The sequence below is a fragment of the Streptomyces sp. NPDC058663 genome (assembly GCF_042716745.1).
Taxonomy (GTDB): domain Bacteria; phylum Actinomycetota; class Actinomycetes; order Streptomycetales; family Streptomycetaceae; genus Streptomyces.
This window is the reverse complement of sequence record NZ_JBHXRV010000023.1, coordinates 108638-122441: the sequence shown is the minus strand read 5'-3', so window position 1 is coordinate 122441 and position 13804 is coordinate 108638. Positions and strand designations below refer to the sequence as shown.

Below are 13804 nucleotides of genomic sequence, written 5' to 3'. Positions count from 1 at the left end.
GTGGGGGGTTTGGGGGGGGGGGGTGTGTTTTGGGGGGCGGGGGGGGGGGGGGGGGCGGGGTCCACCCCCCCCCCCGGGGGGGGGGGGGGGCCCGGCGCGGGGGGCGCCCCCCGCCCCCCCTCTTTCGGAAGCCTGGTGCCGATCCTGTGCCGGTCCGGAGCTACAGCCCCGCTGCCGCGTTCGCGATGGCCGTGGCGAAGGTGGACACCTCGGTGTACACGCCCGGGTAGTTCGGCCGGGCGCAGCCGTTGCCCCAGCTCACGACGCCGACCTGGATCCACGCCCCGGCGTTGTCCTTGCGGAACATCGGTCCGCCCGAGTCGCCCTGGCAGGTGTCCGTGCCGCCCTGTGCGTACCCGGCGCAGATCTCCTCGCCGGGGATCAGGTCGCTGTAGGACGCCTTGCAGCTGGTGTCGGAGACGAACGGCACCTGTGCCTTGAGCAGGTAGCGCTGCTGGGCCCCGCCCTCACGTGCGGCGCCCCAGCCGGCGACCGTGAAGGTGCCGGAGTTGTACGCGGTGGTGGTGGCTATCTTCAGCGTGGGCAGGTTGATGGGCCTGGCGAGCTTGATGAGGGCCCAGTCCTTGCCGCTGCCGTTGTAGCCGGGTGCCTGGAGGACCTTGGTGGACTTGACCTTGATGGCGCTGGAGCTCTGGAGGTCGACGACACCGGCGGTGGCGGTGATGCTGGTGTTGTTGCCCGAGCCGCTCACACAGTGCGCGGCGGTCAGCACGATGTCCTGGGCATAGAGCGAGCCGCCGCAGCCCATCGAAAGACGGACCATGAACGGGAACTCGCCCTGGGCGGCACGCGTTCCTCCCACGACGGGCTGGGTGCCCGAGGGAGTGGGGGCGCTGGCGGTGGCGCCCGCGGGCTGGAGGCTGACGGCGGCGAGGGCGACGGCGCCGACGACGGCGCATCTCTTGAGGGCACGGAGTACGTTCTTCAACGGAGTGCCTTTCGTGGGGGGCCGAGAGGGGACGCACGCTGACAACGGGCACACAACTGGGCACGGCGGACACGGCACAGCGGAGTCACGGGACGCACGCCGGCACCTCGCTGGCATGAGCCCGTCAACGCGCTGTTGGAGTATGTGGAGTGGGCCGTCCGGCCGACAAGGCTTCCTTTTCGGCCAGCTCAGCACGAGGTTTGAAAGGTGGGTAGCAGCATGGGGATCGGCCAAGAGATCGAGCACGGATTTCCGCATCTGGCCACGGTCCGCTCGGCGCTGACCGCGCTCTACCGGCGGATCGGTGAGGACGGGGTGCGGTCGTACGCGCCCAGCGTCTTCCCCGTCGATGTGGCGTTCTCCGAGGAGGACGACCCCCATCTGGGGGCGCAGCACGTGGCGCGGGCACTGGTGTCGCACTTCCGGCTGCCCGACGCCCGGATGATCGTCAGTTACCGCGAGATGGAGCATGCGGCCGGCGTCGAACTGACGGCGGGCCCGGAGTACTTCATCGAGCTCAACGACCGCTTCCGCGGCCACCGCAAGGACGTCGGGGCCGCGCTGGCGCACGAGATCACCCATGTCCTGCTGCACCGGCTCGGTCTGTCCCTCCCCGGCACCCGGGACAACGAGATCCTGACGGACACGGTGACCACCTATCTCGGGGCGGGCTGGCTGCTCCTGGACGCGTACCGGCAGGACGGGGCGTCCAGCCAGAAGCTGGGTTATCTCACTCCGGAGGAGTTCGGGTACGTACTGGCCAAGCGGTCGCTGGTGTTCGGCGAGGACCCCTCCCCCTGGTTCACCAGCGCCGAGGCCTTCACGGCGTACGAGAAGGGGCTGACGCTGGCCCGCCGCGACGAGCAGCAGGCCCCGCTTGCGGCGGCGGGCCGACTGGCCAGGCACCGGTACGCGAGGGACCGCAAGAACGCCCTGGAGCACGGCGGTACGGGGGAGGCGGGCCCGTTGTCCTCGTACGCCTTCGAGGGGCGGGCGGGTGAGGGGGCGGGGCTGCGGGTGTCCTTTCCGTGCCCGGCCTGCCACCAGCGGATCCGGGTGCCGGCGCGGGGCGCGCTGCGGGCCCGCTGCGGGCTGTGCCGGACGGTCCTGGAGTGCGACACCTGAGCGTCCGCCCCACCCGTGCCGGACGGTCCTGAAGTACGGCACCTGACCTCCCGCCCCGGCTGCGCCGCCCGGTCCTGAAGTACGGCACCTGGCCTCCCGCCCCGGCCGCGTCGCCCGGTCCTGGACTGCGACACCTGAGCGCCAGTCCCGTCCGCACCTCCCGCCCGTCTGGTCCGCGTAGCCCCTGACCTGCGGGAACGGTGGGCGGTCCGCGTAGGGTCGAGGGATGGACCACAAGCCACTTGCGGGCCTGCGGGACCTGTTCGACGCGGTGCACGACGGTCGGGACGACGCCGTGGTGCGGCTGTTGCGGGCGGGCGTCCCTGCCGAGGCCACCGACGAGGAAGGAACCACCGCCCTGTACGCGGCGGCCGCCGAGGACCGGCCGGGGGCGGTGCGGCTGCTGCTGGTGGCCGGCGCCGATCCGGACCGCCCGAGCGGGAGGGGAGGCGACGGCGCCGGGGATCTGCCGCTGTGCGCGGCGGCGGTCGGCGGCCACACCGAGGTGGCGCGTGCGCTGCTGGCGGCGGGGGCGCGGCCGGACCTGCGGGAGGCGTACGGGTTCACCGCGCTGGCGTGGGCGGCGGGCCGCGGGCACGCGGGGGTGGCCGAGGTACTGCTGGAGCACGGCGCCGATCCGGACCTGACGGGCCCGTCCGGTGAGCCGCCGCTGGTGCTGGCGGCGCGGCGGGGTTCACCCGCGACCGTACGGGCGCTGCTGCGGCACCGGGCCTCGGCGCGGGAGGCGGCGTTGCAGGAGGCACGGCTGTGGCTGGAAAGCGACGTGGAGCAGGCGCTGCTCGAGGGCCTGAAACGCACGTACGGGGTGTCCGGCGGGGAGGAGTTCACGGTGCGTCGAACAGCCGAGGAGGGCGGCACCACGGTGGTCGCCGAGTTGGTGCGGGACGGTGTCGTGGTGGCGGCGGCCGAGCAGCAGACGGGGCACGCGGCCGTGGTCACCCGCCTGGAGTGCGTGCTCGGCATCCCTACGTCCGCGGCCGAACTGGCGGGGCGTGCGGTGCGGTCGGGGTCGCCGGTGAGCAACGACTGGCGGGAGTCGGTGGCGGTGCTGTGGCAGCGGGCCGACCGGGAGACGTTGCGGGCTGCCCGGGAATGGTGTGCACCCGGTGCGTCATCCCTGCACCAAACCTTCGCAGCGGATGTCCTGGCGCGGGCGGCGCAGAGCCGGGAGGCGGTGCCACTGCTGCGGGAACTGGCGCCCCGCCCGGGCCCCGCACACCTGACGCGGGCGGCAGTACGCGCCCTGGGACGGCACGGGGACCCGGTGGCCGTGGCGGAGGTGCGGGCGCACGCGGCGCACCCGGACGCGGAGGTACGCCGCCGGGTGGCGGAGGCACTGGGGCGGCTGGGGCAACGGGAGCGGCAAGGGCAGAAGGAGCAGCAGGGGCAGCAGAGGCAGAGGGAGAGTGCCGCGGAGGAGAGCGGCGGGGATTCGTCCCCGCGCTGATCATCTGCTTCGCGCCCGGCGTGCAGATACCCTCCAGTGCTCGCGGGTGGTCCGGCGCGAGGGGTACGGTCCCCGGCCCGGCGCGTGCCCGGCGCACGGCAGCCACCCCGCCCACGTGCGGCAGCCACCCCGCCCGCGCCCGCCGACCGGGCCCGGGGTGCCGGGCGGGCGGCGGACTGCACGGGAGGGGTGGCCGGGTCGCAGCGGATGGGGGCAGCGGGTGGGGGGAGGGAAGTCTGCCTCCGACTGCCTGCTCAGCAGCCGTACTTGACCTGGGAGAACGACTTGTAGTGGTCGGCGGTGTAGTAGTCCTCCTGCGCCGCGCTGCCGGTCACGATGCGCTTGGCTCCGCGGGTGGGCGCGCCGGGGGTGACGACCGTGTATTCGTGGTAGTACCCGTTCGACTGGCTCGGCAGGATGCCTTCGCGGTTCCTGAAGACGGTGCCGTCCTGCTCGTACGGGAAGGGGCCGCCCTTCGCGATGAGGTTCAGGGTGTGGTGCGCCTGCTTCGGCAGCTTCGAGTGGCAGATCTCGCCGACGGCGGCGAGCTGCGCGGCGGAGGCGGTCTGCGCGGCGAGGGAGACGGAGACGGGAGCGGAGGCGACGGGTGCGGCATGCGGGGCGGCGGTCGCGCCTCCGGCCAGCAGGGCGGAGGAGAGGGCGACGGCAGCGCCGAGTGCGGCGATTCGAGGGGGGATTCGCATGCCTCCATTGATGCGCGTAGAACGCAGAGGGGTCAACGCCAACTCCTTTGAATTCCCCGTACGTTCACCTCCTTCGCAGCGCCCCCGCAAGGCCCCCGCGCCGCTCCGCTCGGCCGGTGCCGGTGGCGGGGGTCTCGGCCGTCGGCGGGTCGCCGAAGACGTCGCCGGCCAGCGAGAAGTACTTCTCCCGCGCCACCGTGCGCGCCCCGGCCGACCGCAGTGCCTGTTCCGCCGCGTCCATGAGCGCTCCCGGCCCGCACAGATAGACGTCCCGGCCGGCGTACGGGGCCAGTGCCGCGCCCAGCATCTGCGCGGTGGGCAGCCCCTGGAGGGTCTCCAGCCAGTGCACGACGGCCAGGCGGCCCGGGTGGGCATCGGCCAGTGCCCACAGTTCGTCACGGAAGATGACCTTGCTCTGCTCGCGGTTGGCGTACAGCAGCGCCACCCGGCCCCGCCCCGCCGCGAGTACGGACTTGGTGATCGAAAGTACCGGGGCGATGCCGCTGCCGCCTGCCACCAGCACCACGTCGCGGCCCAGGTCGCAGGGGGTGAAGGTGCCTGCGGGAACGAGGGCCTCCAGCTCGTCGCCGGCCGCGACCTTCCCGCAGAGCCAGCCGGAGCCGAGTCCGCCCGGCACTCTCTTCACCGTGACCTTCATGGGCTCCCCGGTGTGCGGGGAGCTGGCCAGCGAGTAGCACCGGGCGGCCCCGCCGGGCACGCGCAGGGTGAGGAACTGGCCGGGCGCGTACGGGAGTCTGGCGTCCAGCACCAGGGACACCGCGTCCGCCGTCTCCCGTACGACCTCGGTCACCCGGACCTTCACGGACGCGCCCGTGGGCCGGGGCTCGTCGGACTGCTGAACCGGCATGTTCTTCCCCCTAGTTGGCGCGCGTACGGGGGCGCGACCGGTCAGAGTCTGCGGCACGCTCCTCCACGATGTCGATGAGTTGGACCTCCCGGCCGCCGCCGGGTCGCCGTACGCACCGGCGGGACGTGCGCCCCTCCGCGGCAGGTCCGCCGGGCGTGCGCCCTGCCCGGGGAGACCCCCGCCCCGGGCGCAGGGCCGGCGTGCGCCCCGCTCCGGCAGGCCGGCGGGTGCGCCACCGGGCGTAACCCGCGCCGCCCCGGCGCCGGGGCTCTACCGCGCGCCGTACACGGGCTGCGGCGCCTCCGTCTCCGCCAGGAGTTTCAGCGCCGCCTCCCCCGCCTCCGCCGGAGTCCACCGGGCCCCCTTGTCCGCGGTCGGACCCGGGCGCCAGCCCTCCATGACCGTGATCCGTCCGGCCTCCGCCTCGAAGACGCGGCCCGTCACGCCCTGGGACGCCGCCGAGCCCAGCCAGACCACCAGGGGCGAGACGTTCCCGGGAGCCATCGCGTCCCATGCCCCGTTCGCGGGCGCTGCCATCGTGTCCGCGAAGGTGGTCTCCGTCATGCGGGTGCGCGCCGCCGGGGCCAGGGCGTTGACCTGGACGCCGTAGCGGCCCAGCTCCGCCGATGCGACCAGGGTGAGGCCCACGATGCCCGCCTTCGCGGCCGAGTAGTTGCCCTGGCCGACGCTTCCCAGCAGGCCCGCACCTGAGCTGGTGTGGACGACCCGGGCGGCCCGGGGGCGGCCGGCCCTGGCCTCGGCGCGCCAGTACGCTGCCGCGTGCTTCAGGGGCAGGAAGTGGCCCTTGAGGTGGACGCGCAGTACCGCGTCCCAGTCGTCCTCGGCGAGGTTGACCAGCATCCGGTCGCGCAGGAAGCCTGCGTTGCTGACGAGGGTGTCGAGGCCGCCGAAGGTGTCGGCCGCGGTGGCGAGGAGCGACGCCGCACCCTCGCCCGTCGCGATGTCGCCGGTGTGTGCGACCGCCTCGCCGCCCCGTGCCCCGATCTCCTCGGCCACCTCCTGCGCGGGTCCGCCGGACGCACCGGCTCCGTCCGCGCCCACCCCGAGGTCGTTGACGACGACCTTCGCTCCCTCGGCGGCGAAGGCCAGGGCGTGGGCCCGGCCCAGCCCCCGTCCCGCGCCCGTGACGGCCACGACCCGTCCCGCTGCGATGCCCATCTCAAGCCTCCTTGTTCGCGGTTGCCGCGTCCAGAAAGGCGGGGCGCTCCCCGCCGCCGTGCACCAGCAGTGATGCGCCGTTGACGTACGCCGCCCGCGGCGAGGCCAGGAAGACCGCCGCGTGCCCGATGTCCGAGGGCTCGGCCAGCCGGCCCGCCGGGACGGTCCGCGCGACCGCCGCGAGGCCGTCCGCGTCGCCGTAGTGGAGGTGCGACAGTTCGGTCCGCACCATTCCGGGGGTCAGGGTGTTCACGCGTACCTCGGGGGCCCATTCCACGGCCATCGAACGCGCCAGGCCGTCCAGCCCCGCCTTCGCCGCGCCGTACGCGGCGGTGCCCGGGGAGGGGCGGGTGCCGCTCACGCTGCCGATCATCACCACCGATCCGCGCGCCGCGCGCAGGTGTGCGTACGCGGCGAGCGAGGCCGCCATCGGTGCGATCAGGTTCAGCTCGACGACCCGTGCGTGCCGCTGCGCCGTGCCCTCCCCCAGCAGCCGGTACGGGGTGCCGCCCGCGTTGTTGACCAGCACGTCCAGTCGTCCGTACCTCTCGACCACGCCCGCGAAGAAGGCCCCCAACGCGTCCGTGGCCCGCAGGTCGACCGGGTGGAAGTCGGCGCGGCGGCCCGCCGCCGCGACGGGCTGCTCCGGTGGCCGCCGCGCGCAGATCACCACCCGCGCGCCCGCCTCCAGGAAGGCCTGCGCGATCCCCGCACCGACCCCTCGGGTGCCGCCCGTGACGACGGCGACCCTCCCGTCCAGTTCCATTCGCTGCTACCTTCCTGACACCACATGCACCTAACAAACGTTTGGTGGAAAGGTAGCTGATCCGCTCATGGGTGTCTCCACCTCGGGCCCCGAAAAGGGCATCGCCGTCGTCACCGTCGACTTCCCGCCGGTCAACGCGCTTCCCGTGCGGGGGTGGTACGACCTGGCCGACGCGGTCCGCGCCGCGGGACGCGACCCGGACGTGCGCTGCGTCGTCCTCACCGCACCGGCCGGCGCGCGCGGCTTCAACGCGGGCGTCGACATCAAGGAGATGCAGCGCGAAACCGGTGGAGGAGGCGGCCACCGGGTTCTGCTCGGCGCCAACGGCGGCTGCGCGGAGGCCTTCGCCGCCGTGTACGAGTGCGAGGTCCCGGTCGTCGCCGCGGTCGGCGGTTTCTGTCTCGGCGGCGGCATCGGACTGGTCGGCAACGCCGATGCGATCGTCGCCTCCGAGGACGCCACCTTCGGCCTGCCCGAGCTGGACCGCGGTGCCCTCGGCGCCGCCACACACCTCTCCCGGCTGGTCCCGCAGCACCTGATGCGCGCGCTCTACTACACCTCCCGCACCGCCACCGCACAGGAGCTGCACCACCACGGGTCCGTGTGGAAGGTCGTCCCGCGCGAGCAACTCGACGTGGCGGCAGTGGATCTGGCCCGGGAGATCGCCCGGAAGGACGGGCACCTCATCCGGCTCGCGAAGGCCGCCATCAACGGCATCGACCCCGTGGACGTCCGCCGCAGCTACCGCTTCGAGCAGGGCTTCACCTTCGAGGCCAACCTCAGCGGCACCGCGGACCGGGTCCGCGCCGCGTTCGGCAGGGACGGCAGGGGCGGTGCGGACAGTGCGGGCAGCACGGACGTCAAGGACGCCCAGGACACCCAGGACACCCAGGGCAGCAAGGAGCGGGGCCGGTGACCGACAAGACGATGACACCCGAAGAGGTCGTCTCCCGCCTGCGCCCCGGCATGACGCTGGGCATCGGCGGCTGGGGCTCGCGCCGCAAGCCGATGGCTCTCGTCAGGGCGATCCTGCGGAGCGACCTCAGCGATCTGACCGTCGTCTCGTACGGCGGCCCCGACATCGGTCTCCTCGCCGCGGCCGGCAGGCTCCGCAAGGTGGTCACGGCGTTCGTCACGCTCGACTCGATCGCCCTGGAGCCGCACTTCCGCACCGCCCGCCAGAGCGGCGCCTTCGAGCTGACCGAGATCGACGAGGCGATGTTCATGTGGGGCCTGCACGCCGCCGCGAACCGGCTTCCCTTCCTGCCCGTCAGGGCCGGCCTCGGCTCCGGCGTCATGCGGGTCAACCCCCAGCTGCGCACGGTTACTTCACCGTACGAGGACGGCGAGACCTTCGTCGCGATGCCCGCACTGAGGCTGGACGCCGCCCTCGTCCACATGAACCGGGCCGACCGGCTCGGCAACGGCCAGTACCTGGGGCCCGACCCGTACTTCGACGACCTGTTCTGCGAGGCCGCCGACGATGCCTATGTCTCCTGCGAGCGGATCGTGGACACCGCCGAGCTGACGAAGGAGGCCCCGCCGCAGTCCCTGCTCCTCGGGCGGACCTCCGTGACCGGCGTGGCCGAGACCCCGAACGGCGCGCACTTCACCACCTGCGCCCCGGACTACGGGCGCGACGAGGCCTTCCAGAAGCTGTACGCGACCACCCCCTGGCCCGAGTTCGCCGCACGGTTCCTGGCCGGTGACGGCGAGGCGGCGTACCAGAGCGCCGTCCGTACCTGGCACGAGGAGCAGAAGTGAGCACTGCCGAGAAGGGGCCGGACACGGTCACCCGCGCCGAGTACTGCGTCGTCGCCTGTGCCGAGGCCTGGCGCGGCAACGGCGAGGTGCTCGCCGCCCCGATGGGCCTGATCCCCGGTATCGGCGCCCGCCTGGCCAAGCGCACCTTCGCCCCCGACCTGCTGCTGACCGACGGCGAGGCCCTGGTCGTCGGCCTCGACGGGACGACGGAGGGCTGGCTGCCGTACCGCAGGCATCTGACGCTGGTGACGGGCGGCAAGCGGCACGTGATGATGGGCGCGAGCCAGCTCGACCGGTTCGGCAACCAGAACATCTCCTGCATCGGCGACTGGCACCGGCCGGCCCGCCAGCTGCTCGGTGTGCGCGGCGCGCCCGTCAACACCCTGAACAATCCGACCAGTTACTGGGTGCCGAAGCATTCGGCCCGGGTCTTCGTCCCCGAGGTCGACATGGTCTGCGGCGTCGGTCACGACAGCGCCGCCGCGGCGGGCCCGGCCGCGACCCGGTTCCACCGGCTGCCGCGTGTGGTCAGCGACCTCGGGGTCTTCGACTTCCGGACGCGGGACCACTCGATGCGTCTCGCCTCCCTGCATCCGGGAGTCACCGTCGACGAGGTCCGCGCGGCGACCGGCTTCGCGCTGGAGATCGCCGACGACGTGCCGTACACACGTGAACCCACCGCCGAGGAGCTGCGGCTGATCCGCGAGGTCGTGGACCCGGGGAACACCCGCGACCGCGAGGTGCGGCCGTGACGGAGACCGGGGCCGCGGTACCCCGGCCGGACACCGGGGCCGACGCGCCCCCGGAGACCGGGGCCGAAGGCCCCCCTTCGGGGACCGCGGCCGGCGGGCCCCCGATGGAGACCGCGCTCACCCGTCTCGTCGGGGTCCGCCACCCCCTCGTGCAGACCGGGATGGGCTGGGTGGCGGGCCCCCGCCTGGTCTCCGCGACCGCCGAGGCGGGTGCGCTCGGCATCCTCGCCTCCGCGACGATGACCGTGGAGCAGCTGCGGCACGCGGTGCGCGAGGTCAAGTCCCGTACCGGTGCGCCCTTCGGCGTCAATCTGCGGGCGGACGCCGGGGACGCGCGGGAGCGGGTACGGATCGTCATCGACGAGGGGGTGAAGGTGGCCTCGTTCGCGCTGGCCCCCTCCCGCGAGCTGATCGCCGAGCTGAAGGACGCGGGCGTGGTCGTCGTTCCGTCCGTCGGGGCGCGGCGGCACGCGGAGAAGGTCGCCGCGTGGGGTGCGGACGCCGTCGTCGTGCAGGGCGGTGAGGGTGGCGGGCACACCGGTGACGTCGCGACGAGCGTGCTGCTGCCGCAGGTCGTGGACGCGGTGGACATCCCGGTGGTCGCCGCGGGGGGCTTCCACGACGGGCGGGGGCTGGTCGCCGCGCTGGCGTTCGGGGCCGCGGGGGTCGCCATGGGCACCCGGTTCCTGCTGACCTCCGACTCGACGGTGCCGGACGCGGTGAAGGCGGCGTACCTGGCGGCGACGGTGAAGGACGTCACCGTCACCACCGCCGTCGACGGCCTGCCCCACCGGATGCTCCGCTCGGAGCTGGTGGAGGCTCTGGAGAGGTCCGGGCGGGCGAGGACGCTCGCACGGGCGGTGGTGCGGGCGGCGGCCTTCCGGAAGATCTCCGGGCTGAGCTGGCCGCAGATGGTGCGCGACGGTCTCGCGATGCGGCACGGCAGGAGTCTGTCGTGGAGTCAGATGCTGCTGGCCGCCAACGCCCCCATGCTGCTGAAGGCTTCGATGGTCGACGGGCGCACCGACCTCGGTGTCATGGCGTCGGGGCAGGTGGCGGGCCTGATCGAGGACCTGCCGAGCTGTGCCGAACTGGTCGCACGTGTCATGTCCGAGGCGGACACGGCGCTGAGGGACCTGCGCGGGCTCCACACCGGCCTGTCGGGCGCAGGCTGAGTGCCGTTTCCCGGAGCCCGCCCGGCCGGGGGCTCCCTTTCCTCTCGAGGAGTTCACCATGGGGTTCACCCCGAACGGTCACCGGGTCCGGCTGGTCACGGGGGCGGCCGTCGCCGCGCTGGCCCTCGGCGCGCTGCCCGCCGCGGCCGTCGCCGCTCCCCCGGCGCACGGCGCCGCGTACACCGAGCAGCACCACGGCTCCCAGCCGCACCGGAGCGGGATGCGCCGGATCGTGCTCCAGGGCGCCCTCAACGTCCGTGATCTGGGCGGCTACCGCACCTGGGGCGGTGACGCGGTCCGCTACGGCGTCGCCTACCGCGGGGACGCGCTGTCCAAGCTGACCGACGCCGACGTAACGAAACTGGCGGGGCTGGGACTGGGCAAGGTGATCGACTACCGGGTCCCGGCCGAGATCCGCTTCGACGGCCCCGACCGCCTCCCCGCGGGTCTCGCCGTGACTCCGCGGCCGATCGACGACAGTGGTCTGTTCGAGCGGATGATGGCGGCCGTCGTCACCGGTGACCCGGTGCAGCAGGAGGCCGCGCTCGGCGGCGGCAGGGGCGTCGCCCTGATGCGGCAGGTGTACCGCACGCTGGTGAGCGACCCGGCGAACAGCGCCGCGTTCGCCGCCACGTTCCGCGACCTGGCGAGCGGTTCCTCCCGCTCCCCGGTGCTGTTCCACTGCACGGCAGGCAAGGACCGCACCGGCTGGACGAGTTATGTGCTGCTGCGCGCGCTCGGCGTTCCGGAGCGGGCCGCCAGGGGCGACTACCTGGCCTCGAACGGGTTCAGGGCCGCGCACGACGCCAAGGTCCGCGCGGGACTGAAGCAGTCGGGCCTGATGCAGAACCCGGACCTGCTGATCCCTCTCCAGGAGGTGCGCGACGACTACCTCGACACCGCGCTCGCGGAGGCCGAGTCCCGCTACGGCAGCCTCTACGGCTACCTGACCAAGGGGCTGGGCCTGGACCTCCGCACCCTGGCCGGGCTCCGGGACCGCCTGGTCGACTGAGGCACCGACGGTGCACCGCGCGGGGAAGAGCTCGCCCACAGGAGGCTCCCGCGGCGCCCAGCGCGGGGAGCCGCGCCCAGTGACCGCGCAGGGCGCACAGCGCAGGGAGCCGCCCGCAAGGAGCTGCCCTCCGCACACGGCGCAGCGGCCGGACCCGATCTGCTCGGGTCCGGCCGCTGCGCTTCGTATCGCCGTGTGCTACCGCTCAGGCGGCGGTACGGCGGCCTCCCTGGCCACCGCCCTGGCGCCGCTGCGACTGCCCCTGGCCTGCACGGGCCTGGCCGCCACCACCGGCGCGGGACTGGCCGCCGCCACGGGACTGGCCCTGACCGCCACCGGTCCCGGCGCCACCACCGGCACGCGCGGGACGCGAAGGGCGTCCGCCCGTGCCCGTACCGGAACCGGCGGCGGGAGCGCCACCACCGGCACCGCCGCTGCCGCCGCGTCGGCCGCGCGTCCTGCTGCGGCCGTCAGCAGAGCCGGCCCGGCTGCCACTGGCGGGACGGCGCTTCGCGGGCTGCTGCTGCACGGGCAGCGGCACCTCGACGACGACGGCGACCCCGGAGGGCTCGCGGGCGCCGGTGATGCTCGCCAGTTCCTCGTCGGTCGACTTGACCCGGGCGGTGCGCGGCGCGATGCCGGCGTCGCTCATCAGCCGGGTCATCTCCCGCTTCTCTTCGGGGAGTACGAGCGTGACGACGCTGCCGGACTCACCGGCGCGCGCGGTACGGCCGCCCCGGTGCAGGTAGTCCTTGTGGTCGGTCGGCGGGTCCACGTTGACGACCAGGTCGAGGTCGTCGACGTGGATGCCGCGCGCCGCGACGTTGGTCGCGACGAGCGCCGTGACCTGCCCGGTCTTGAACTGCTCGAGGGTGCGGTTGCGCTGCGGCTGGGAACGCCCGCCGTGCAGCGCCGCCGCGTACACACCGGCGGAGAGCAGCCGCTTGGCGAAGCGGTCGGCGGCGCGCTTGGTGTCCACGAACATGATCACGCGGCCTTCGCGGGCGGCGATGCGCGCGGCGACGGCCTTCTTCTCGGTCTCGTCCATGACGTAGAGCACGTGGTGCTCCATCGTCGTGACGGCACCGGCGGACGGGTCCACCGAGTGCACGACCGGGTCGGTCAGGAACATCTTCACGAGCTTGTCGATGTTCTTGTCCAGCGTCGCCGAGAACAGCATCCGCTGTCCGTCGGGCTCGACCTGCTTGAGCAGGGCGACGACCTGCGGCATGAAGCCCATGTCGGCCATCTGGTCGGCCTCGTCGAGGACGGTGATGGCGACCTCATCGAGCCGGGCGTCGCCCCGCTCGATGAGGTCCTTGAGGCGGCCGGGGGTGGCCACCAGGACCTCGGCGCCGCGGCGCAGCGCGTTGGCCTGCTTGCTGAGCGACATGCCGCCGACGACCGTGGTGAGGCGCAGGTTGACCGCGGTGGCGTACGGCGTCAGGGCGTCGGTGACCTGCTGCGCGAGTTCGCGCGTGGGCACGAGGACCAGGGCGAGCGGCGCGTGCGGCTCGGCCCTGCGTCCCGCCGTGCGGGCGAGCAGCGCGAGCCCGAAGGCCAGCGTCTTGCCGGAACCCGTACGTCCGCGACCCAGGATGTCCCGGCCGGCGAGCGAGTTCGGCAGCGTCGCGCCCTGGATCGGGAACGGCTCCGTCACCCCCTGCGCGGTGAGCGTCTTGAGAAGTGCGGCAGGCATGTCCAGCGCTTCGAAAGCCTCGACCGACGGCAGCGCGGGGGTGAGGGACTCCGGCAGTGCGAATTCACCCTGGAGCGGCGTGGACCGGCGGGCGGGGCCCTTGCCGGAATTCTTCGTCGAAGCCTTGCCGCGGCCCCTGGACGGGGCGGCACTCGACGGTCGGTTGCGCGCCGGACGGCCGGTGCGCTCGGAGGAGGATCGTTCGAAACGGGTCATGCAGTAATTGCCTTCTTCCTGGGACACCCGGGGGGTGTGGGAGCCGGCCGGGAATTGCGACCGCACTCACGGAACTTCGCGAACACAACGCAAGCCGGGGCCCGCACCTTCACGGTGCGGGCCCCGG

General features: G+C 73.5%; 13 protein-coding genes. 7 read left to right on the top strand and 6 right to left on the bottom strand.

Going from position 1 to position 13804, the window contains the following annotated elements; genetic code table 11:
• Positions 1–160 precede the first annotated feature (160 nt).
• Complete coding sequence (locus ACFWVV_RS18825) at positions 161–949, bottom strand: S1 family peptidase (RefSeq protein ID WP_384347097.1); 789 nt, start codon at positions 947–949, stop codon at positions 161–163.
• Positions 950–1168: 219 nt separating this feature from the next.
• Here ACFWVV_RS18825 and ACFWVV_RS18820 point away from each other — a divergent pair, with 219 nt between their 5' ends.
• Both ACFWVV_RS18820 and ACFWVV_RS18815 read left to right on the top strand, forming a co-directional pair.
• The gene (locus tag ACFWVV_RS18820) at positions 1169–2074 is read left to right on the top strand and encodes a hypothetical protein (RefSeq protein ID WP_384347095.1); all 906 of its coding nucleotides are present in this window, start codon (positions 1169–1171) and stop codon (positions 2072–2074) included.
• 226 nt (positions 2075–2300) lie between these two features.
• Complete coding sequence (locus tag ACFWVV_RS18815) at positions 2301–3542, top strand: ankyrin repeat domain-containing protein (RefSeq protein ID WP_384347092.1); 1242 nt, start codon at positions 2301–2303, stop codon at positions 3540–3542.
• 254 nt (positions 3543–3796) lie between these two features.
• Here ACFWVV_RS18815 and ACFWVV_RS18810 read toward each other — a convergent pair whose 3' ends face one another.
• From ACFWVV_RS18810 to ACFWVV_RS18795, 4 genes are all read right to left on the bottom strand, one after another.
• Positions 3797–4246 carry a ribonuclease domain-containing protein gene (locus ACFWVV_RS18810; RefSeq protein ID WP_384347090.1) on the bottom strand — a complete coding sequence of 150 codons (450 nt, stop codon included), beginning with the start codon at positions 4244–4246 and terminating at the stop codon, positions 3797–3799.
• A gap of 64 nt (positions 4247–4310) precedes the next feature.
• On the bottom strand, positions 4311–5114 hold the full coding sequence (locus ACFWVV_RS18805; protein ID WP_384347087.1) for an FAD-binding oxidoreductase: 804 nt from the start codon (positions 5112–5114) through the stop codon (positions 4311–4313).
• A gap of 270 nt (positions 5115–5384) precedes the next feature.
• A complete protein-coding gene (locus tag ACFWVV_RS18800) occupies positions 5385–6293 on the bottom strand; it encodes an SDR family oxidoreductase (RefSeq protein ID WP_384347084.1) in 909 nt (302 codons plus the stop codon).
• 1 nt (position 6294) lies between these two features.
• Positions 6295–7059 (bottom strand): SDR family oxidoreductase, encoded by a 765-nt coding sequence (locus ACFWVV_RS18795; protein WP_384347082.1) that lies wholly within the window; start codon positions 7057–7059, stop codon positions 6295–6297.
• Between the two features lie 67 nt (positions 7060–7126).
• On the opposite strand from ACFWVV_RS18795, the gene ACFWVV_RS18790 reads away from it, so the two are divergent.
• From ACFWVV_RS18790 to ACFWVV_RS18770, 5 genes are all read left to right on the top strand, one after another.
• Positions 7127–7975: an enoyl-CoA hydratase family protein gene (locus tag ACFWVV_RS18790; protein ID WP_384347079.1), complete on the top strand. Its 849-nt coding sequence runs from the start codon at positions 7127–7129 to the stop codon at positions 7973–7975.
• Positions 7972–8823: a CoA transferase subunit A gene (locus ACFWVV_RS18785; protein ID WP_384347076.1), complete on the top strand. Its 852-nt coding sequence runs from the start codon at positions 7972–7974 to the stop codon at positions 8821–8823. Before ACFWVV_RS18790 ends, ACFWVV_RS18785 begins: the two co-directional genes overlap by 4 nt.
• A complete protein-coding gene (locus tag ACFWVV_RS18780) occupies positions 8820–9575 on the top strand; it encodes a CoA-transferase subunit beta (protein WP_384347073.1) in 756 nt (251 codons plus the stop codon). The genes ACFWVV_RS18785 and ACFWVV_RS18780 overlap by 4 nt, the downstream gene beginning before the upstream one ends.
• Positions 9576–9679: 104 nt before the next feature.
• Positions 9680–10750, top strand: coding sequence for an NAD(P)H-dependent flavin oxidoreductase (locus tag ACFWVV_RS18775; protein ID WP_384347199.1), 1071 nt, complete (start codon positions 9680–9682; stop codon positions 10748–10750).
• Between the two features lie 58 nt (positions 10751–10808).
• Positions 10809–11762, top strand: coding sequence for a tyrosine-protein phosphatase (locus ACFWVV_RS18770; protein WP_384347071.1), 954 nt, complete (start codon positions 10809–10811; stop codon positions 11760–11762).
• Between the two features lie 205 nt (positions 11763–11967).
• On the opposite strand, the gene ACFWVV_RS18765 is transcribed toward ACFWVV_RS18770, so the two are convergent.
• A complete protein-coding gene (locus tag ACFWVV_RS18765; RefSeq protein ID WP_384347069.1) occupies positions 11968–13677 on the bottom strand; it encodes a DEAD/DEAH box helicase in 1710 nt (569 codons plus the stop codon).
• Positions 13678–13804: the final 127 nt, after the last annotated feature.

Bases quoted from the DNA above. Each gene is read 5' to 3' on its own strand.
- ACFWVV_RS18770 (WP_384347071.1), top strand. From the start codon at position 10,809: ATGGGGTTCACCCCGAACGGTCACCGGGTCCGGCTGGTCACGGGGGCG.
- ACFWVV_RS18765 (WP_384347069.1), bottom strand. From the start codon at position 13,677: ATGACCCGTTTCGAACGATCCTCCTCCGAGCGCACCGGCCGTCCGGCG.
- ACFWVV_RS18790 (WP_384347079.1), top strand. From the start codon at position 7,127: ATGGGTGTCTCCACCTCGGGCCCCGAAAAGGGCATCGCCGTCGTCACC.
- ACFWVV_RS18815 (WP_384347092.1), top strand. From the start codon at position 2,301: ATGGACCACAAGCCACTTGCGGGCCTGCGGGACCTGTTCGACGCGGTG.
- ACFWVV_RS18810 (WP_384347090.1), bottom strand. From the start codon at position 4,246: ATGCGAATCCCCCCTCGAATCGCCGCACTCGGCGCTGCCGTCGCCCTC.
- ACFWVV_RS18805 (WP_384347087.1), bottom strand. From the start codon at position 5,114: ATGCCGGTTCAGCAGTCCGACGAGCCCCGGCCCACGGGCGCGTCCGTG.
- ACFWVV_RS18820 (WP_384347095.1), top strand. From the start codon at position 1,169: ATGGGGATCGGCCAAGAGATCGAGCACGGATTTCCGCATCTGGCCACG.
- ACFWVV_RS18795 (WP_384347082.1), bottom strand. From the start codon at position 7,059: ATGGAACTGGACGGGAGGGTCGCCGTCGTCACGGGCGGCACCCGAGGG.
- ACFWVV_RS18800 (WP_384347084.1), bottom strand. From the start codon at position 6,293: ATGGGCATCGCAGCGGGACGGGTCGTGGCCGTCACGGGCGCGGGACGG.
- ACFWVV_RS18775 (WP_384347199.1), top strand. From the start codon at position 9,680: ATGGAGACCGCGCTCACCCGTCTCGTCGGGGTCCGCCACCCCCTCGTG.